Genomic DNA, 19793 nt, shown 5'->3' with positions numbered 1-19793 from the left:
CCCCGGGGACGCCGTCTCATTTCAGTCCTCGCAGGACAAGCAACAAAAGCGTTCCCCGGAGGTCCCAGCCATGAACGAAGGTAGTGCTATCAGCGGCTCGTACACCCGCCGGGTGGCCCTGGTCGGCATCGACGGCGCGGGCAAGTCCTCGGTGCTGGCCGCGCTGCGCGCGCTGGCGGTGCGGACCGACGCCGGTGGGTTCGCGTCGATGACCTGCCCCGATTTCCACGACACCCGCGACGTTCCGCTCGCCGATCTGTCCCGGCAGCTGCGGGCCTTCAGCGTCGGCTGTGACGAGATCGGCGACGTCGCGATGAAGGCCACCGCGATGTACCTGCAGATGACCCTGTTCGGGCCGGTGGAACGGCACTTCCTGCGCACCTGGGAACCGGATGTGCTGGTGTGCGAACGGCATCCGCTGATCGAACTGCTCGTCTACGGTCCGCTGTACGTGGCGCTGGCGGGCACGGACGGGCGTTGCCGCGCGCGACAGGACGAGATCGCGGCGGTGCTCGAACGGCATCGGCCGGGCACGTTCGCCGACATCCTCGCGTGGCAGCACGCCCAGGCCGAACGGCTGGGCAGCTCGCCGGACCCGTGGCTGCTGCTGTCGGAGATCGCGGAATTGGTCGGTCGCGACATCGCAGGCGCGGTATCCGGCTTCGGCGAACGGTTCCGCACCACGTTGCCGGACGCGGTGCTGTGGCTCGACGCACCGCCCGGCCAGGCCGCGGCCCGCTGTGCGCGGCGGTCCGCACACGGGCCGGTCGAGGCCCATGAGACCGCCGAGCGGCTGACCACCCTGCGCTCGGGATACGAGCGGGTGCGCGAGACCCTCGCGACCGCGTTCCCGGAAGTGGCGTTTCACCGCATCGACACCGGCGACGACGTCGATCTCGAGGAATCGGTGCGCGCCTGCGTGACGGAAGGGAAGTTGCTCGGATGAGTGCACGTGACGACATCGGCTCGGCCGACCTGGAGGCGCGGGTCCGCGCGATCGTCGGCGAGGTGCTGTGGGTGCCCGCGACCGATCTGGATCCGGCGGCACCGCTGATCGACTACGGACTCGATTCGCCGACCGCCATCGAACTGACCATTCAGCTCGAACAGGAGTTCTCCGTGAGTATTCCGGAAGACGTCGCCGTCCGGCTGACCACGGTCGAGACGATCGTGCGCTATGTGGAGGATCAGCCATGACCGCGACATCGGGGACACTGCGCCCGCAACACCCGAGCATCGTGCACGCGCTGCTGTCCGGCGGCGACCGAGGTAAGGCGGCGGCGTCGACGGTGATCCTGGCCGAGCGCGCCGCTGCCCGGCACGACGACGAAATCCACTGGCGCCACGACGATCTGGTGAGCGCTGCGGGCCGCGCCGCAGCGGGCCTGGCCGCCGACGGCGTGCGCCGGGGCGACCGCGTGTTGCTGTGCCTGCCCACCTCGGCGGAGTTCGTCACGGCCTTCTTCGGCGCACTGTCGCTCGGCGCGGTGCCCACCGCCATCGCCACGCCGGGTGGCTTCGGGACCGCCGAAATCTTCCTGGACCGCTTCACCCGGCTGCTGGCCTATCTGGAACCGGCGGCCGTGGTGAGCACTGCGGCGGTGCTCGCCACGTTGCCCGTGCCCGCGTCGGTGGCGACGATCGACGCCTCGGCACTGCATGCGCTGGCCGGCACACCGGGCGCTCCCGCGCTCGCGCCCCACTTGCCCGCACCGGAGGATCTCGCGTTCATCCAAGCCACCTCCGGCTCGACCGGCACGCCAAAGGGGGTTCAGGTCACCCACGCGAATCTGGCCGCCAACTGCGAGCAGATCGCCCGCGCCGCCGCGATCGGACCCGGCGACACCTGGGTGGGCTGGCTGCCGCTGCACCACGACATGGGGCTGATCGGCGGGTTCCTCACACCGCTGTTCCGTGGCATCGACGCGGTGCTGATCCCGCCCAACCGGTTTCTGCGCCACCCGGCCGATTGGCTGCGCGCGGTGCACAGGCATCACGGAACCCTCACCGCCGCACCGAATTTCGCGTACGGATACGCCGCTGCGCGCATCGCCGACGGTGAACTCGACGGGGTGGATCTGTCCGCGTGGCGGTTCCTGTTCTGCGGAGCCGAACCGATCCATCCGCCCACGGTGCGGCGGTTCGTCGACCGGTTCGGCCGCTGGGGGCTGCCTTCCGACGCGCTCGTACCGTGCTACGGGTTGGCCGAGGCATCGCTCGCGGTGACGGTGTCCGATCCGCGGGCGCCGATCGCGTTCGACTCGGTCTCCCGGCGCGGACTGGCCGAAGACGGTGTCGCGGTGGATGTCCCGGCCGGTGACGGCGACGCGCTCGACATCGTCGACTGCGGAGCGCCCGTGGCGGGCACCGAAGTCCGCGTGGTGGACGAGAACGGAACGCCGTGCGGCGCGAACGTGCTCGGCCGGGTGCAATTTCGTGGGCCGTCCACCACGCCTGGCTACTTCCGGCTGCCCGAAGCCACCGCCGCCACCCGGACGCAGGGCTGGTGGGACACCGGTGACATCGGCTACCTGCGCGACGGGCGGTTGCGGATCACCGGGCGACGCAAAGACCTCATCATCATCCGCGGCGCGAACTACCTGCCCACCGACTTCGAGATCGCCGCCGAGCAGGTGCCGGGAGTGCGGCCGGGCGGCGTGGTCGCGCTGGGACGAACCGATGCCGACGGCGGATCGAAGAGTTGCACTTGATCGTCGAATCCGCCGTGGCGCGGACGGAGGACGACGCGCTGGCCCGTGCGGTACGCGCGGCGGTGAGCAAACGCACCGGCGTGCTGGCGGCCGGTGTGCGGATCGTCGCGCCGCGCAGCATCCCGAAGACCACCAGCGGCAAAGTCCAGCGCGGCGCGGCGCGGCGCCTGCTGGACGGCGACGCGGACGAACTAGTCGGCGCCGTGCGCGGGGGAGACGTGGCGCGGTGACACCGACGACCGGGACCGGCGAGCGCCGCCTCGACGGCCCGTCCCCCAGGCATCCCTTGGGCGTCTACGCCCGGTACCGGACCGACCCGCTCGGTCTGTTCTACGAGTCCGCGCTCCACTACGGCAGCGTCCGGCTGCGCCTGGCGCACCAGCACGTGCACCTGCTGGTCGAACCCGAGCACATCGAGCAAGTGCTGGTCACCCGTGCGGGGCGCTACGAGAAGGGGATCAGCTACCGAAGCCTGAACCATTTGCTCGGTCCCGGCTTGCTGACCAGCGGCGGCGAGCTGTGGAAACGTCAGCGCGCCCTGATCAAACCGGCTTTCACGCGCCGTCATGTGGAATCCGAGATCCCGCTGATGGTCGAGTGCGGACAGCGAATGCGCACCGGCTTGGACGCCCGCGCCGCCGACGGCGCGGCCTTCGACCTGGTGCCCGAGCTGATGGGATTCGCCGCCGACGTGGTGTGCCGCGCGGTACTCGGCGCGGACCTCGACGGCGTGCTTCCGCAGATCGAAGACGACGTGCGCCAGGGCGTTTCATGGGTCATGCGGCATATGGCCGCGCCGATCCAGCTGCCGCCACGGCTCCCGACTCCGGGTAACCGGCGGCTGTGGGCGGTGCGACGCCGGTTGCACCACGTGGTCGACGAGGTGATCGGCAGGCACCGGCGAACCGACGACGACGCCGGGTCACTGCTCGCCCGGCTGCTCACCGCCCGCGACGACGCGGGACACGCGATGGACGACGCGCAGCTGCGGCACGAGGTGCTGACCTTCTTGCTCGCCGGTCACGAAACCACCGGAGCGGCGCTGGCCTGGACGATCTACGAACTGGGTCGCAACCCCGCCGTGCTCGACCGGGTGCGCGCCGAGATCGACGCACTGCCGGACGCGCCGGACGACCCGGACGCCGTGCGGGCCGCGCTGCCCCGGCTGGAGTACACCGGCCGCGTGATCGATGAGGCGATGCGCCTGCATCCGCCGGCTTGGGCGTTCAGCCGTACCGCGCTCGAGCCGGACCATTTCGACCGATTCGACCTGCGACCCGGTGCGATCGTCGTGATCAGCCCGTTCGTCAACCATCGCCTGCCCCGGTTCTGGGACGCGCCGCTGACGTTCGATCCCGACCGGTTCACCAAGGAGCGGAACCGGGCGCGCCCGCCGTTCCGGTACTTCCCCTTCGGCTGGGGCGCGCATCTGTGCGTCGGCCAGCAGATGGCGCTGATCGAGATCCGGGTGGGTCTGGCGATGGTGCTGTCGCGCTACGACATCGAATTGGTGAACGGGATGCGGGTGCGCGAGCACCCCGAGATCTCCAACACCCCCGACCCGGTCCTGGTGCGGTTGACCCAGCGCGAGCGCGCCGTCCCGGCGACCCGGACCAGACAGGAGGCCGCACGATGACCAGTGCCACCACCGGCGCGATACTGCGCGCCGAAACCCTCGCGGCGGACCCGGCGGCCGCGGCGCACGCCGGAGCCAAGGCCGCCAACCTCGCCGGACTGCAGGCCGCCGGATATCGCGTGCCGCCGTTCGCCGTGCTGGGCACCGATACGTGCGCGCGGCTGCTGGCTCCGTCCGCCGATGCCATCGCGGGACTGCTTGCCGAACTCGATCCGGCCGATCCGGCCGCCTTGCGGTCGGTCTCGTCCCGGATCCGCGCCCTCGTCGAGGGACGCCCCCTGCCCGGCGACATCGCCGCCGAACTCGACGCCGTGGTCGCCGAGCTGGCCGCCTCCGGTCCGGCTGCCGCGGGCGAGGTGCGCTTCGCCGTGCGATCGTCGGTACGCGGGGAGGATTCGGCGACCGACTCCTTCGCCGGACAGCTCGACACCGTGCTGAACGTCGGGGCCGCTGATCTGCCCGCCGCGATCGGGACGGTACTCGCCTCCGCGTGGTCGGAGCGCACGCTGTTCTACCGGGCGCGCCGCGGTCTCGACAATGCGCCGGTCGCCTGCGCCGTGGTGGTGCAAGTACTGCTCGACAGCGCCGTCTCAGGGGTGGTGTTCAGCTGCAATCCGCAGAGCGGTGATCCCTCCGAAGCCGTGGTCGCGGCCGCGCCCGGGCTGGGCGAAGGCGTGGTGGCGGGCACGGTGGACTGCGATACCTACTTCGTCGACCGGGGCACCGGCGCCATCACCTCCCGGGTGGTCGCCGACAAGCGCAGCCGCGTCGCACCCTCGCCGAACGGCGCGGGGACCACGGTCGAAGAACTCGCCGACCCGCTGACCGTGGCTGCGCTGTCGGACACGGAGATCCAGGAGTTGGCCGAGGTGGCGGGCGCACTCGCGGACCGCTTCGGCGCACCGCAGGATGTCGAGTTCGCCTACACGCAGGACGGGCGGTTGCACCTGTTGCAGGCGAGACCGGTCACGGCGACCGGCGCACGCGAGACGGTCTTCGACAACGTCAATGTCGCGGAGTCGTATCCGGGGCTGTCGAGCCCGCTGACGTTCTCGGTGCTGCGTACCGCCTATGAGCGGGTCTTCCGCACGTGTCACCGCGATTTCGGCGCCACCGCGCGCATCGTCGAGCGCAACGCCGCCGATCTTTATCCGTACCTGGTCGGCACCGCGCGCGGCCGGATCTACTACAACATCAGCAACTGGTACCGCCTGTTCCTCGAGATCCCCGGCATGGAATTCGCCATCGAAGGCTGGGAGGCCGCGCTCAATATCGAGAACCGATACCAGCGACCGCCTGCGCCGGCCCGTGGTATCGCCCGGCTGCGCGCGATCACGCTTCGCCTGCGTGTCTTCGCGATCATCCTGCTCGGCTGGCTGCGACTGCCACGGCGACTGCGCGCGTTCTTCACGGCGCTGGCGGCGGCCACCACAGACCTCGAACGCAGGCTGGACGAGGATCGGCCGGAGCGCGACCGCGACGCGCACGCGTTGCTGGCGTGGACCGAACGCTTCTTCGACGAACTCGTGCCCGCCTACTCGGTGCAGATCTTCAACGATTTCCTCGCCCAGCAGATGTTCCATGTGGTCGGACTGCAGTTGCGCCGAGCCGGCCTCGCCGAGGAAGCGGCGCTCACCCTGCGCAACGAATTGTTCTGCGGCGAGGACGGTGTCGACAGCGTCGATCCGGTGCGGTCGGCACTGGCACTCACTGCGCGGGTGCGCGCCGACTCGGCGTTACGTGCGCTGTTCGACGGTCCTTCCACCGCGCGGCAAGTGTGGGCGGCCCTGTCGGAAGACCGGTTCGCGACCTTCCGCGCGGCGTGCCTGCGCCACATCGCCGAGTTCGGCGACCGTACGGTGGACGAACTCAAGCTGGAGACCGATCCGCTCGGCGAGCACCCCGAACGACTGGTGCCCATGCTGCGGAATTACCTGCGTGGCGGGCAGAACGCCGATGACATGATCGCGCGTGAGCAGGCGATCCGGCGTGCGGCCGAGCGGACGGCGGCCGAACTGTTCGCAGGTGAAGGCGTGCGGCGCTGGATTTTCCGGCTCGCGCTCCGGCTCGCCCGCGAACACGTGAAGCAGCGCGAGAACATGCGACTGGGCCGCAGCCGCGCCTTCGGCCTCCTCAAGCGGGTGTTCCGGGAGTACGGCAGGCGGCTGCACGCCGACGGCCTGGTGGGTGATCCGCGCGACGTCTTCTGGCTCACCTACGAGGAGATCGCGGCCCTCACCCGCGGAACGGCGGTGGACACCGACATCACGCGTACCGTCGCCCTCCGCAAGGCGGATTACGACCGCTGGCAGGCTCAGCGCCTGCCCTCCCGCATCGTCACGACCGGGATCGCCGCGTCGGGAATCAGCGATCCGGCACTGGAGCAACCGGGCCCGGACGCTGCCGAGGGAGCGCGCGTACTGCACGGAATAGGCTGCGCCCCAGGGCGCGTCGAGGCTCCCGCGCTGGTCCTGGACACCCCGGATCCGGACGTCGCGATCGACGGGCAGATCCTCGTCGCCGCGACCACCGACCCGGGCTGGGTGTTCCTCATGGTCGCCGCGGGCGGCCTGGTCAGCGAACGAGGCAGCCTGCTCTCCCACACCGCCATCATCGGACGCGAACTCGGCATCCCCACGGTCGTCGGCGTGTCCGGAGTCACCCGCCTGATCGGAAACGGTGACGTCCTGGTGCTGGACGGCCGCGCGGGAACCGTGACCCTCGGGCAGGAGCGACGACCATGACCGCACCCGATCTGGCCCACGGCGAGAATTTCAGCCTGGAGCACTATCTCGACCCCGCCGCGCACACGTTCGACCAGCGCTTCGCGGAATTCCGGCCCTACGCGCAGCACGCTCGCGGCAGCGGGTTCGTGTTGCGAGAAGTGGCCGGGCCGTCCGGCGCGGTCGTCCCGGTGCGCGATCCGGCGACCGGCGCGACCGACGAGCTGATCATGCTCGGGTCCAACAACTACCTCGGCCTGGGCAACGAACCGAGCATCGTCGAGGCCGCCATCGCCGCCATTCGCGAATACGGTGTGGGACACGGCGGCCCGCCCTTGCTCAACGGCACCACCACTGTGCACCGGCGGCTCGAGGAACGGCTGGCCGAACTGAAGGGCTGCGAGTCGGCCATGGTCTTCTCCTCGGGCTACGCGGCCAATGTCGGATGGGTGACCGGTCTGCTGCGCAGAGGCGATGTGTTGCTCTACGACGAACAGAACCATGCCAGCCTGTACGACGGCATCCAGCTCGGCCGGGTGCGCTCGATGGCCTTCGCGCACAACGATGTACGCCATCTGCGCCACCGGCTGATGCAGATCCGCTGGCGCAATCCAGGGGCGAACGTGGTGGTGGCCGTCGAGGGCGTGTACTCGATGGACGGCGACATCGCACCGCTGCCGGAGATCCGCGCGCTGTGCGACGCCTTCGGCGCGTGGCTGGCGGTGGACGACGCGCACGGCACCGGAGTACTCGGGGCGCGCGGGCACGGCACCGCCGAGCATTTCGGGCTCGGTCCGGGTTCGGTGGAGCTGACCATGGGCACGTTCTCGAAGGTCTTCGCGGGCACCGGCGGCTTCGTCACCGGGTCGCGAGACCTGGTGGACACGCTGCGCTTCTTCGCCCGCTCCTACATGTTCTCCGCCGCGCTCGCCCCCTCGGTGGTCGCGGCGGTGCTCGCCGGGATCGACTTCCTGGCCGCGCATCCCGAACGCGTGGCGCGACTGCACGACAACGTCGGCTACTTCGTGCGCGGGCTGCGCGCGATGGGTTTCGCCGTCGACCCGCAGACCGCGATCATCCCGCTGCTCGTACCACAGCGTCTCGCCGTCGCCGATGTGGTCACCGCTCTGCATCGGGAGGGTGTGTTCGTCAACGGCGTCGAATTCCCGGCCGTGCCCCGCGACCAGCAGCGCCTGCGGATCAGCATGATGGCCACGCTCACCCGCGACCACCTCGACCGCGCACTGGACCGCATCGACACCGTCGCCCGACGCTTCGGCTTCCATCCCGAACAGGAAGGGATCGCTTGACATGACCGACACCGTGATCGCCGCGGACGGGACCGACACCGAACGGCTGCTGGTGCACGCCGCGCTGGCCGCACCCAGCGGCGAAGAACGCGCGGAACTGGTCGAGCTGGCCCACCGGGTCACCGACTGGGCGGCCTTCTTCGAGTTGGCACAGCTCAACGCGACCGTCCCGCTGGCGCGGCGCTCGCTGATCGCCGCCGAGGTGTACGAGCTGGTGCCGCCCTTGGTCCGGGTGCGGTTCGACGCCGTCACCGAGCGGATCGCGACCGCGAACGACCGCCGCCTGGCCGGGGCGGTGGAGCTGTTGCGGCGGCTCGATGAACGCGGTGTGCGCTGCGTGGTGCTCAAGGGCATGCTCTTCGCCACCGAGATCTACCGCGACCCGCGCTACAAGCGCATGAACGACCTGGACATCCTGCTGGAACCGGACCAGGTCGACACGGCCGTCGAGGTCTACCGTGAACTCGGTCTGTTCGCGACCTCGGAGCTGCTCGGCAAGCCGCCCAAGGCGCGGGCCGAGCGATCCCACCACCTGCCGTCGTTCGTCTCGCGCGACGGCGCGCTCGTGGTGGGCACGCACTGGGGCCTGATCACGCCGCTGGCGCCCTACACGGTCGACTACACCGCGATATGGAAACGTGTGCGTCCCATCGACTTCCACGGCGTACCCGCGTGGGCGATGGCGCACGAGGACAACCTGCACCATCTGGGCATCCACCTGCCCTACTACAAGACCGGCGTACGCGAGCTCGGCGACATCTGGAACCTGGCCCGATACGCGGGCACGGATCTCGACTACGACCTGCTTTCCGCTCAGATCGCGGCGGCGGGCAGCGAGGGCCTGATGTACCACGCCCTCGCCCTCGCGCACCGGCTGGTGCCGAACCCCGGCTTCGCGGCACTGCTGGACCGGATCGCGCCGCGCGTGGACCGATTCACCCGCGCCGACACCGCGCGCAAGGTCGCCGACGTGCACACGTTGCTGCGCAGCCGTTCCACCCACACCTCCCGGATCGAGAAGGCCTACACCGAATTCAATATGACCGCCGACGCGCGGGAGAAGCTGGACGGCTTCGCGCGGCTGTGGTCCGGGCTGCTCCTGGTCCCCGGCGCCGAGGCGGCCAGGATGAGTTCGCTGCGCGATCCGGGGGCGGTGGCCGCCGTCGGGGCCCGCTTGGTCGCGCCCTACCGTCTGACCAGGGTGTTCCAGCGTGACCTCGGCCGGTGGCTGTTCCCAGCCGCGCTGGCCAAGACGGTCTACGACCTCGGCGCGGCATGCGCTGGGGAACTCCGGTCCCGCACCGGGTTCGGCGGTGCGCGGCCGCCCGGCATCGACGACTACGCCGCCCGCCTCGGGCTGACCAGAGCGGACCTGCGAGCAGTACTGGACAGCCAGGAATGAGCCCACGACCGACCGTGCTATGGGATCTGGACGGCACGTTGATCGGGCAGCGGCGGCGCACCTTCGCGACGCTGATGCCCGCGGGCGCGGCTTGGGTGTTCCGCGATCTCGTTCCACCGCACCACTTCCTGCCACTGCTGCGCCGCACGCTGGGTGACGTGCGCGCCAACGACAGCGACCACACCAACACGGAGCTGATGGTGCTGCTGCTCGCCGAGCGTCTCGGCACCGGCCGTGACGTGGTCGCGGACCGCCTCACCCAGTTGGCCGAGGTCGAATTCGCGCGGCTGCGCGCGTGTTTCCCGCCGCGCCCGGCAGCGGTGGCTACGGTGCGCGGACTGGCGGAGGCGGGTGCGCGGCAAGTGGTCGCGACCAACCCGTTGTGGCCGCGCAGCACGGTCGAGGCCAGGATCCGGTGGGGCGGAATCGATCTCGCTTCGTTCGCCTTCGTCACCAGTGGTGACACCATGCACCGCGCCAAGCCGCGGCTCGAGTTCTATCGCGAACTGCTCGACCAGTTGGGCGCGGCCGCGGGTGACTGCGTCATGGTCGGCAACGACCCGGCCCACGACGGTCCCGCCGCGCAACTGGGCATCCCGGTCTTCCTGATCGGCCCGCCCACCACCGGCATACCGCCGGCCGTGGCCCGGACCGGACTGGTCACGGTGGGGGATCACCACGCACTACGCCGATGGCTCGGCATCGAGGAGGATTCGTGCTCGTCGTCCTGAACCCGCGAGCGAACGCGGGTACCGCGCTGCGGCGCTGGGAGCCGGTGGAATCCGCCCTGCGCGCCCGTCACCCGCACCTGTCGGTCGAACTGCCCGCCGACGCGCGGCACGCCACCGACCTGGTGCGCGCGGCCGTCACCCGGCCCGATCCGCCGCCGGTGCTGGTCGCCGCGGGCGGCGACGGCATGGTCAACCTGGTGCTGAACGCGCTCATGGACCCGGCCACCGACCACCCGCGCGCTCCCGGCTGCGCACTGGGCGCGGTGGGGCTGGGCAGTTCGAACGACTTCCACAAATCGGTGCCCGGCACCGGACGTATCGGCACCGTTCCGGTGCGGGTCGACGCCGCGCGCGCCGAATTCGTCGACGTGGGCAAGGCCTGCGTGCTGCTGGCCGACGGCACGCGTGCGGTGCGCTATTTCCTGCTCAACGCCAGCATGGGGCTGGTCGCCGCGGGCAATCATTCGTTCAACCACGCCACCGGGGTGGTCGGCTGGCTCAAGTCGCGCAGCGTGGAGGCCGCCATCATCGCCACCGCACTCGCTACCCTTGCCACCCATCGGCCGCTGCCCGTCGCCGTTCGTGGCGGCGACTGGAGCCACGCGGCCCCGATCACCAACATCGGCGTGCTCAAGAGCGTGCACTTCGCCGGCGGCATGCGCTACGACACGGCGGTCACCCGCGCCGACGGCCGCTTCGATGTGAACATCTGGGCCGAGGCGGGGAAGTTCAGGACGCTCGGCTTGGTCGCGGGACTGTACGCGGGCCGATTCCGGCGGTCGCCGCTGGCGGTATGTCATCGGGATTCGGTCGTGGAGCTGCGGCCGGATCGTCCGGCGCCGCTGGAGTTGGACGGCGAGGTCACGATGGTGGAGTCGGCGCGGCTGGAGGTTCTGCCGCGGGTACTGAAGGTGTGTGCCGCGTGACGGTGGTGCTCGTCACCGGAGCGGCCAACGGCATGGGCGCGGCCACCATGAAACGGCTTGCGGCGCTGGGGTACACGGTCGAGGGATGCGACCGGGTCGCCGCGTCCGGAATCGCTCGGGTCGACGTGCGCGACGAAGAGGCGGTGAACCGCTGGGTTCGCGACGTGCATGCCAGGCACGGCAGCATCCATGCGGTCGTCACCTTCGCGGCGTACGGCGTCGTCGGCGCGGTCGAGGAGACCACGCCCACTGAGGCCGCGGCGCTCTATGACACCAACGTCCTCGGCACGCACCGAGTACTGCGCGCGGTGCTGCCGTTGCTGCGCGCGCGGGGCGCGGGCCGCGTGATCGTCGTGAGTTCGGGAGCGGGCGCCGTCGCCGAGCCGTACGGCGGTTGGTACTCGGCTACGAAGGCCGCCGTCGAGCGGATCGGCGAGGCTGCGCGCATGGAGGCCTCCGGGTCGGGCGTCCAGGTGTCGGTGCTCATCCCGGGATGGACGGTCACCCCGATCATCGACACGGCGCGACACGTGTCGAGCCCGATCTCCGCCTACGACCACGACCGTGCCGCAGTGCTGGACCTCGTACGCGGCTACCTGGCCGCGGGACAGCCCGCCGCCGCGGTGGCCGACAAGGTCGCGATGATCCTGTCCTCGGACCGGCCACGGCAGACCTACCTGTGCGGCCGTGACGTCCGCTTGTCCTTCTGGACCCGCAGGCTGCTCCCGAGCCGGGTATACGAGCGAATGGTGCGGCGATACTACGGTTTCCGGCCGGAGCCTGCCCGCCCGCTGCCGAACGCCCTGCTCGGGGAGCTGCGGGCCACCACTGGTCAGCGGTCACCGGCGGACGGCTGACCAGGCCTTTTCCGGGCGGCCGGGCGGAGGGATCGACACCCCGCCCGGACCGCATAGGAGTTGTACCAGCTTCCGGCTGGCGAATCGGGGATTTCCGGTCGTCTCACTAGAATGGGGCGACCGTATTCGTCGCTTCCGGGAGCCAGCCGTGACCATCCAGCCCGTTCGCCTGTTCGGCGATCCCATCTTGCGTGCCCGCGCCGCGGAGGTCACCGCGTTCGATCGTGATCTGCGGCAGCTGGTGACCGATCTGACCGAGACGATGCACGACGACGGCGGTGTCGGGATGGCCGCGCCGCAGATCGGGGTCGGGCTGCGCGTGTTCGTCTACGACACGGGCGACGCCGCGGGGCATCTGGTCAACCCGCAGTGGGAGGTCGTCGGCGATGAGGAGCAGGTGGGGCCGGAAGGCTGCCTGTCGATTCCCGGCGTGCGCTACGACACGCGCCGGGCCCTGCGGGTGCGGGCCACCGGTGTGGACGTCGACGGCGCACCGGTCGCGTTCGAAGCCGGAGGGTTGCTGGCGCGGTGCGTGCAGCACGAGACCGACCATCTCGACGGCGTGCTGTTCATCGACCGTCTCGACCCGGCCCAGCGCAAGGAGGCGATGCGGGTGATCCGCGAATCCGATTGGTTCGCAGCGGGTTTGACGGTGCGCCCGGCCCGTTCGATGAGCGGCGCGGGTCGGCCCAACCCGTTCGGAGCGGGCCGCTGATGCGCATCGTCTTCGCTGGCACCCCGGAACCGGCGGTTCCGTCGCTGCGGCGTCTGCTGGAATCGGCGCGCCACGAGGTCGTCGCCGTGGTGACGCGGCCGGACGCGGTCGCTGGGCGCGGCCGGAAGGTGACCAGGTCGCCGGTCGGCCTGCTGGCCGACGAACACGGCATCCCGGTGTTCACCCCGCGGCGGCCGTCGGAGCCGGAATTCGTCGCGCGGCTCACCGAATTGGCGCCGGACTGCTGTCCCGTCGTCGCCTACGGCGCGCTGCTACCCCAACAGGTGCTCGACATCCCGCGCTTCGGCTGGATCAACCTGCATTTCTCGCTGCTGCCCGCGTGGCGCGGCGCGGCGCCGGTGCAGGCCGCGATCGATGCGGGCGACGAGATCACCGGCGCCTCCACCTTCCAGATCGAGGCCGGACTGGACACCGGCCCGGTCTTCGGCATGGTGACCGAGAAGATCACCGTCACCGACACCGCGGGCACTCTCCTGGAGCGGCTGGCCGACAGCGGCTCGCGCCTGCTGGAAGCGACGCTCGACGGAGTGGAGGACGGAAGTTTGCAACCGATCCCGCAGTCCACCGACGGCGTCTCGTACGCGCCCAAGGTCGGCGTCGAGGCCGGGCACGTGCGCTGGGATCTGCCCGCGCTGGCCATCAGCAGGCGGATCCGCGCGGTCACCCCCGCGCCGGGGGCGTGGACCGAGGTCGGCGGCACCCGGTTGAAGCTGGGGCCGGTCGAGCTGGTCGAGGAGGAATTGCCGGAGCGGGTGATCGAGGTCCGCAAGTCCGGTGTGTTCGTCGGCACCGCGACCACCGCGGTGCGGCTCGACCAGGTGCAGCCGCAGGGCAAGCGCATGATGGCCGCGCTCGACTGGGCGCGCGGCGCCCGCCTGCAGCCGGGCGCGGTGGTCGAATGACGCGCGGCAATCGGCCCGGCGACGGCAATGCACGCGACCGGCGGCGCGACGAGCGAGAGTCCGCGCCGAATCGTTCCGGCGAGGCAGGCCGGGCACGCGCGCAGGGCGGCGGGAAGCAGCAGGATCGCGACGCGGCGGACAGGTCACGGGCGACCGGCCGGCGTTCCGGCGGTGGGCGCGCCGAGGAGGGCGGTCGTGATCGCGACGAACGGCGCGGCTCCACCGGACGACGCTCGGCGGCGGGCCGATCGAACCGTTCCACCGGCGGGCGCCCGGCTTCACAAACCGCACCGCGCCAAGGGGCCAAAGCCGCCGGACGACCGCATCGAAGGGAATCCGCCGACCCGCCGCGTTCGGTCGCCAGGGATGTGCTGCGGGCGGTCCGGGAGCGTGATGCCTACGCCAATCTCGTTCTGCCCGCGCTGCTGCGAGAACGGGGATTGTCGGGTCGGGACGCCGCACTGGCCACCGAACTCGCCTACGGCGCGTGCCGGTCGCTGGGGCTGCTGGACGCGGTGATCGCCGAAGGAGCGGGCAGGCCGATCGAGGAGATCGACGGACCGCTGCTGGACGTGCTCCGGCTCGGCGTCTACCAGTTGTTGCGCACCCGGATCGGCGCGCACGCCGCCGTTGACACCTCCGTCGCGCTGACGCGCGCCGAATTCGGTGCGGGAAAAGCCGGTTTCGTCAATGCGGTGCTCCGGCGCGCGGGGGAGAAGACCCCCGAGCAATGGGTCGACGCGCTCGCGCCCGCCGACCCCCTCGGCCGGTTGGCGTTCGAGTACGCCCATCCGGTCTGGATCGCGCAGGCGTTCGCCGACGCGCTGGGCGCGCGAGCGGCGGAACTGCGCGACGTGCTCGCCGCCGACGACGCCCGCCCGCTGGTGCACCTGGTGGCCCGCCCCGGCGACATCACCGCGGAGGAACTCGCGCTGGTCACCGGCGGCGAGGAGGGCCGCTGGTCGCCGTACGCGGTCTATCTGGACGGCGGCGATCCCGGCAAGCTGGAGCCGGTCCGCGAGGGCATGGCGGCAGTGCAGGACGAAGGCAGCCAGCTGGTGGCCCTGGCGTTGACCAGGGCCACGCTCGACGGTCCGGACACCGGTCGCTGGCTCGACCTGTGCGCAGGACCGGGCGGCAAGGCCGCGCTGCTGGGGGCGATCGCCGCGATCGACGGTTTCCGGGTGGACGCGGTCGAGCCCGCCGCGCACCGCGCCGAGCTGGTCCGCAAAGCCGTGCACGACCTGCCGGTGGACGTGCACGTCGCCGACGGCCGCGCCAGCGGACTGACCCCGGGCTACGACCGCATTCTGGTCGACGCCCCCTGCACCGGCCTCGGAGCGCTGCGCCGCAGACCTGAGGCGCGGTGGCGGCGCACCCCGGCGGACGTCCGGGATCTGGTGGTGTTGCAGCGCGAATTGCTCACCGCCGCATGGGATCTGCTGCGCCCCGGCGGGGTCGTGGTGTACTCGACCTGCTCGCCCCATCTGCCGGAGACGGTGTCCATCGTCGCCGATGCGGTGCGCCGCCTCGGCGCCGAGCAGCTCGACACCCGCGAACTGCTGCCCGGCGTCACCGATGTCGGCGACGGGCCGGGGGCACAGTTGTGGCCGCACCGGCACGGTACCGACGCCATGTTCGTGGCGGCGCTGCGCAAGCCGCGCTGAGCGCGGTCATTCCCGGCTGGATTGCTCCCGCAAGCGGGCGAGGGTCTTGGCGAGGATGCGCGAGACGTGCATCTGGGAAATGCCCATCTGCTGCGCGATCTGCGTCTGGGTCATCGATTCGAAGAACCGCATGGTGAGGATGCGCCGTTCCCGCTCCGGCAACCCGGCCAGCAGCGGACGGATCGCGACGTACTCCTCGACCCGATCGAACTGGGACTCCTCCTCACCGAGGGTGTCCAGGAGCGAGGCGTCGGTGTCGCGGCCGAGCGTCGCCGCGTCGATCGAACTGGGCTGGTAGGCGTTGCCCGCGATGACCGCCTGGGTCACCTCGTCCGGGTCGACGTCGAGCTCGGCGGCGATCTCCTTCGCCGTCGGCGAGCGGCCGAGAGTCTGGGAGAGACTGTCGATCGCCGCGCCGATGCGTAGGTGAGTCTCCTTGACACGCCGCGGCACTCGCATCGCCCAGGTGTTGTCGCGGAAATACCGGCGGACCTCACCCATGATGGTCGGCACCGCGAAAGACAGGAAGTTGGAGCCGCGCTCGACGTCGAAACGGTCCACCGCGTGCACCAACCCCACCCGCGCGACCTGGGTCAGGTCGTCGAACGGCTCACCGCGCCCGCTGAACTTCCTGGCGATGTGGTCGGCGAGCGGAATGCAGCGGCTGATCAGCTCCGCGCGCAGCGCGCTGTGCCGCGTGGTCCCCGCCTCACTGGACGCGAGCTGCTCGAAGAGCAATCCGACATCGTCGTAACCGGGAACCGCGCCCGCCGCCTCCAGGGTCTCCTCGGCATCGGTCTCGTCCTCGGTGGTCAGCGTGTCGGCGTCGTCGTCGCGCTGGGAGTCGTACACGGTGTCTTCGTCCGCCACTACGCCTTCCCCCGGACCCGACGGAACTCGACCGTCGTCGGATATCCGGAAACCGTCGCGTCGAACGAATCCTGGGTCGCCTCCACCGAGTCGGTGAGGGTGCGCAGCACGTGCCAGCCGAAGCTGCGCTGGTCGGGCAGCCCCGGCTTCTCCGCCAAGCCGTCGACCCGGACCAGCAACACGGTGTCGCCGACGGTGAAACGGCAGTTCAGGCTCGATTCCGGGGCGGCGACCGCGATCAGGGTCGAGCAGACCTCATCGACGGCCAGCCGGATATCGGCCACCTCGTCCAGTGTGAAATCGCTGAGTAGGACGAGTGTTTCGGCGAGCCCACGCACGATGGGCAGTTGTGTCACCGACGCCGCCACCCGAATCTCCACCGGGGTGCTGTAGAGCCCCTGTTCCGCCGAAATATTGATCACCCTATGCAGGCTACCCACTCCCGTGCTGGACAACCCTGGGGACCGTTAGACTCCGGCGTTGTGTCCAACCCGATTCACCCGCGTCCGGCCGCTCCGATGATCGCCCCCTCCATCCTGTCCGCCGACTTCGCGCACCTCGCGGACGAAGCGGCGGCCGTCGCAGGCGCCGACTGGCTGCACGTGGACGTGATGGACGCGCACTTCGTGCCGAATCTCACGATCGGCCTCCCGGTGGTGGAGAGCCTGCTGAAGGCGACCGAGATCCCCCTCGACTGCCACCTGATGATCGAGAATCCGGGCCGCTGGGCGCCGCCGTACGCCGAGGCGGGCGCGCGCAACGTGACTTTCCACGCGGAGGCGACCGACGATCCGATCGCGGTGGCCCGCGACATCCGCGCCGCGGGCGCCAAGGCGGGGCTCTCGGTGAAGCCTGGCACGCCGATCGAGCCGTACCTGGAGATCCTGCGCGAATTCGACACCCTGCTGGTGATGAGCGTGGAACCCGGCTTCGGCGGGCAGTCGTTCATTCCGGAGGTGCTGCAGAAGGCGCGCGTCGTGCGCAACCTGGTCGATTCCGGTGAGCTGCGGCTGCTGGTCGAGATCGACGGCGGGATCAACGCCGACACCATCGAGGCGGCCGCGGAGGCGGGTGTGGACTGCTTCGTCGCCGGTTCCGCGGTCTACAGCACCGCCGACCCCGGGGCCACCGTGGAGAAGCTGCGCAGACAGGCGGCCTCGGCGTGGGTCCGCTGAACGGTGTTAGCCGGTCCGCGTTCCACGCGCGGCGACCGCGCGGATCGTCTCGATCACCGCGCTGATCGGCGGGCGGCGGGCACCTGCCTCGGGTGACCGGATCCACACGCGATACCCGGTGCGCTCGTCGTCCGGCGAGGGCAGCACCACTTGGCTGCCCGTGCAGGCCACCGCGGCGTAGAGGCGGAACAATTCGGCCGAGACCGCCGGGCTGACGGCGTCCGGCCCGGCGGGGCCGGTGAGGAACGTCCAGTGCTTGGCTCGCGGATGGTCGACCACCGGCCCGGCGACACCGTCTCGAGCGAGTTGCCGAAGCACCTGCTCCCCGAGTTCGGCGGGCATGGTGACGGCGCCGTAGTCGACACCGATGTGCAGGAGAATGCGGTGCGAACCGGGATCCATCGATGCGGGCAGCTGGAATTCGCGCCGATACCGTGAGCAGCGAACTTCCGGCGTCGAATCGAGAAATGTGGTCACACTGCGCCTCCAGCTGCGTTCGACACAATTTGTTCCACTGTGTTCTCCGGCTTTCTCGAGGAGTGGACATCGTGTGGCAGGCTTCCCGCTTGTCGGGCATGTTCCCTGGTAGGGCGTGTCATCGGACTGCATGGTCGGGAAAGTTGAACGCGAGAAGTCAGCCGCGTAACGATATCGCCTCCCGCGTCGTCCGAGCGCGAAATCTGCGTTATAACCGTGTTTCGTTCGGGTATCGAGAATGAATCCGCAATCTCTCTGCGGGGTAAATTAATTCGTGCGGTACGTCAAATGCCGCAGAATAATCATGGATATCTCGTCCGTCGGGGTGATCACGGCGGGTGTGGACATATTTCGTTCCATTTTCGATGGGACCGGCCGGTTCCGCCCGCCTCGGCCCGCCCTGCGGTCGGTTCCGGCGCGTCGCCCGGTCCGCCCTCGGCGGGCACGGAACGCGGCTGTCTACGGCGACCCCGCGTCACTAGGCTGAGGAGGTGCGGGAATAGCGGCCCGGTCCCGCGCTGTTCCGCAACCGGAAGACAACGACGCGACAGGAGTCACAGCACATGTTCACAGGCATCGTCGAGGAACTCGGCGAGATCGTCGCCAGCGAGCAGCTGACCGACGCCGCGCGGCTGACGATCAAGGGCGAGCTGGTGACCTCCGATGCCGGGCACGGTGATTCGATCGCCGTGAACGGAGTGTGCCTGACCGTCGTGGAGGTGGTCGGCGGCGACTCGTTCACCGTCGACGTCATGGCGGAGACGCTCAATCGCTCCAGCATCGGCAAGCTGGACGTCGGCGCCAAGGTGAATCTCGAGCGCGCCGCCGCGCTGAACAGCAGGCTCGGCGGCCACTTGGTCCAAGGCCACGTCGATGGCACCGGCACCGTGCTCTCGCGCACTCCGTCGGACAACTGGGACGTGGTGCGGATCTCGCTGCCCGAGAACATCGCCCGCTACGTCGTGGAGAAGGGGTCGATCACCGTGGACGGCATCTCGCTCACCGTCTCCGGCCTCGGCGTTTCCGATGAGCCCGCCGAGACCGGCAGCGGCGACTGGTTCGAGGTCTCCCTCATCCCCACCACGCTCTCCCTGACCAACCTCGGCTTCGCCACCGTCGGCACCACCGTCAACCTGGAAGTCGACGTGATCGCCAAGTACGTCGAACGCCTCCAGCAGCGCGGCTGACAGTGGCCGCCCCGCTCGTTCCCGCCCGCCCACGAGGCCGCGCGGCGGGGATCGCAGGCGTAATAGAGCTGCCGCGACGCCGTCATCCGAGCTGCCACCTCCACGCGGAGTCACGGTGACCGTCGGCCGTGCGGGTTCGATGAGCATCGTCTCGACCGGTCGGATCGGCATCACTTCGGTCTCCGAGCGACGCGAGACAGAGCAGGCCCCGCCTGCGCCTGAGCGAGCATCCGAGACACCCTCGCATCTGCCGGCCGGTAGGCGCGGATGGCCGCTACGAGCCCAGGTCTCGAGACGCCGTGGCAGTCGACGGTTTTCATGCCGGGTGGCGGGCCGCGGCGAACATACGGGTCGGTTGATCCCAGCACCGAGCGCCCAGCGCACCTCGACCACGACTTTCGAGCGAAGCGAGACCGAGCATGCGCCGTTCGCGGCCCGGCTCGCGTCCGAGCGGCCGCCGCGTCCGCGACGAAGTCGCCAGAG

General features: G+C 70.3%; 19 protein-coding genes. 16 read left to right on the top strand and 3 right to left on the bottom strand.

All coding sequences use genetic code 11. The features are described 5' to 3' along the window. Positions 1-70 precede the first annotated feature (70 nt). The 14 genes from ACWEO7_RS34785 (at position 71) to ACWEO7_RS34720 (ending at position 15601) form a co-directional block, all read left to right on the top strand. Positions 71-946 carry a hypothetical protein gene (locus ACWEO7_RS34785; protein WP_452429566.1) on the top strand — a complete coding sequence of 292 codons (876 nt, stop codon included), beginning with the start codon at positions 71-73 and terminating at the stop codon, positions 944-946. Then, on the top strand, positions 943-1197 hold the full coding sequence (locus tag ACWEO7_RS34780; protein ID WP_450015726.1) for an acyl carrier protein: 255 nt from the start codon (positions 943-945) through the stop codon (positions 1195-1197). Before ACWEO7_RS34785 ends, ACWEO7_RS34780 begins: the two co-directional genes overlap by 4 nt. Beyond that, positions 1194-2711: an AMP-binding protein gene (locus ACWEO7_RS34775; protein WP_452429564.1), complete on the top strand. Its 1518-nt coding sequence runs from the start codon at positions 1194-1196 to the stop codon at positions 2709-2711. The genes ACWEO7_RS34780 and ACWEO7_RS34775 overlap by 4 nt, the downstream gene beginning before the upstream one ends. Continuing rightward, positions 2708-2941 carry a hypothetical protein gene (locus ACWEO7_RS34770; protein WP_452429562.1) on the top strand — a complete coding sequence of 78 codons (234 nt, stop codon included), beginning with the start codon at positions 2708-2710 and terminating at the stop codon, positions 2939-2941. The genes ACWEO7_RS34775 and ACWEO7_RS34770 overlap by 4 nt, the downstream gene beginning before the upstream one ends. Then, positions 2938-4347: a cytochrome P450 gene (locus ACWEO7_RS34765; RefSeq protein WP_452429560.1), complete on the top strand. Its 1410-nt coding sequence runs from the start codon at positions 2938-2940 to the stop codon at positions 4345-4347. Before ACWEO7_RS34770 ends, ACWEO7_RS34765 begins: the two co-directional genes overlap by 4 nt. Then, a complete protein-coding gene (locus ACWEO7_RS34760; protein ID WP_452429558.1) occupies positions 4344-7091 on the top strand; it encodes a PEP/pyruvate-binding domain-containing protein in 2748 nt (915 codons plus the stop codon). The genes ACWEO7_RS34765 and ACWEO7_RS34760 overlap by 4 nt, the downstream gene beginning before the upstream one ends. After that, positions 7088-8380, top strand: coding sequence for an aminotransferase class I/II-fold pyridoxal phosphate-dependent enzyme (locus ACWEO7_RS34755; RefSeq protein WP_452429556.1), 1293 nt, complete (start codon positions 7088-7090; stop codon positions 8378-8380). The genes ACWEO7_RS34760 and ACWEO7_RS34755 overlap by 4 nt, the downstream gene beginning before the upstream one ends. A gap of 1 nt (position 8381) precedes the next feature. Beyond that, complete coding sequence (locus ACWEO7_RS34750; protein WP_452429554.1) at positions 8382-9782, top strand: nucleotidyltransferase domain-containing protein; 1401 nt, start codon at positions 8382-8384, stop codon at positions 9780-9782. After that, positions 9779-10513 (top strand): HAD family hydrolase, encoded by a 735-nt coding sequence (locus ACWEO7_RS34745; RefSeq protein WP_452429552.1) that lies wholly within the window; start codon positions 9779-9781, stop codon positions 10511-10513. The genes ACWEO7_RS34750 and ACWEO7_RS34745 overlap by 4 nt, the downstream gene beginning before the upstream one ends. Beyond that, entirely contained in the window at positions 10498-11439 is a 942-nt protein-coding gene (locus tag ACWEO7_RS34740) for a diacylglycerol/lipid kinase family protein (protein ID WP_452429550.1), read from the top strand. Before ACWEO7_RS34745 ends, ACWEO7_RS34740 begins: the two co-directional genes overlap by 16 nt. Then, on the top strand, positions 11436-12296 hold the full coding sequence (locus ACWEO7_RS34735) for an SDR family NAD(P)-dependent oxidoreductase (protein WP_452429549.1): 861 nt from the start codon (positions 11436-11438) through the stop codon (positions 12294-12296). The genes ACWEO7_RS34740 and ACWEO7_RS34735 overlap by 4 nt, the downstream gene beginning before the upstream one ends. Positions 12297-12444: 148 nt before the next feature. Next, positions 12445-13011 carry a peptide deformylase gene (gene def, locus ACWEO7_RS34730; RefSeq protein ID WP_452429547.1) on the top strand — a complete coding sequence of 189 codons (567 nt, stop codon included), beginning with the start codon at positions 12445-12447 and terminating at the stop codon, positions 13009-13011. Further along, a complete protein-coding gene (gene fmt / locus ACWEO7_RS34725) occupies positions 13011-13934 on the top strand; it encodes a methionyl-tRNA formyltransferase (protein WP_452429546.1) in 924 nt (307 codons plus the stop codon). Before def ends, fmt begins: the two co-directional genes overlap by 1 nt. Then, the gene (locus ACWEO7_RS34720) at positions 13931-15601 is read left to right on the top strand and encodes a transcription antitermination factor NusB (RefSeq protein WP_452429544.1); all 1671 of its coding nucleotides are present in this window, start codon (positions 13931-13933) and stop codon (positions 15599-15601) included. Before fmt ends, ACWEO7_RS34720 begins: the two co-directional genes overlap by 4 nt. Positions 15602-15607: 6 nt before the next feature. On the opposite strand, the gene ACWEO7_RS34715 is transcribed toward ACWEO7_RS34720, so the two are convergent. Both ACWEO7_RS34715 and ACWEO7_RS34710 read right to left on the bottom strand, forming a co-directional pair. Continuing rightward, complete coding sequence (locus tag ACWEO7_RS34715; RefSeq protein ID WP_450015777.1) at positions 15608-16471, bottom strand: RNA polymerase sigma factor SigF; 864 nt, start codon at positions 16469-16471, stop codon at positions 15608-15610. Continuing rightward, positions 16471-16893: an anti-sigma factor gene (locus tag ACWEO7_RS34710; protein ID WP_355070725.1), complete on the bottom strand. Its 423-nt coding sequence runs from the start codon at positions 16891-16893 to the stop codon at positions 16471-16473. The genes ACWEO7_RS34715 and ACWEO7_RS34710 overlap by 1 nt, the downstream gene beginning before the upstream one ends. 96 nt (positions 16894-16989) lie before the next feature. On the opposite strand from ACWEO7_RS34710, the gene rpe reads away from it, so the two are divergent. After that, a complete protein-coding gene (rpe, locus tag ACWEO7_RS34705) occupies positions 16990-17646 on the top strand; it encodes a ribulose-phosphate 3-epimerase (protein WP_450015828.1) in 657 nt (218 codons plus the stop codon). Between the two features lie 6 nt (positions 17647-17652). Here rpe and ACWEO7_RS34700 read toward each other — a convergent pair whose 3' ends face one another. After that, the gene (locus ACWEO7_RS34700) at positions 17653-18123 is read right to left on the bottom strand and encodes a hypothetical protein (RefSeq protein ID WP_450015779.1); all 471 of its coding nucleotides are present in this window, start codon (positions 18121-18123) and stop codon (positions 17653-17655) included. A 563-nt stretch (positions 18124-18686) separates the two neighbouring features. Here ACWEO7_RS34700 and ACWEO7_RS34695 point away from each other — a divergent pair. Further along, positions 18687-19310: a riboflavin synthase gene (locus ACWEO7_RS34695; RefSeq protein WP_379250860.1), complete on the top strand. Its 624-nt coding sequence runs from the start codon at positions 18687-18689 to the stop codon at positions 19308-19310. The last annotated feature ends 483 nt before the right edge of the window (positions 19311-19793 follow it).

This window comes from Nocardia sp. NPDC004260, assembly GCF_053603155.1.
The sequence above is the reverse complement of the archived record's forward strand: the minus strand, read 5'-3'. Positions and strand labels throughout refer to the sequence as shown.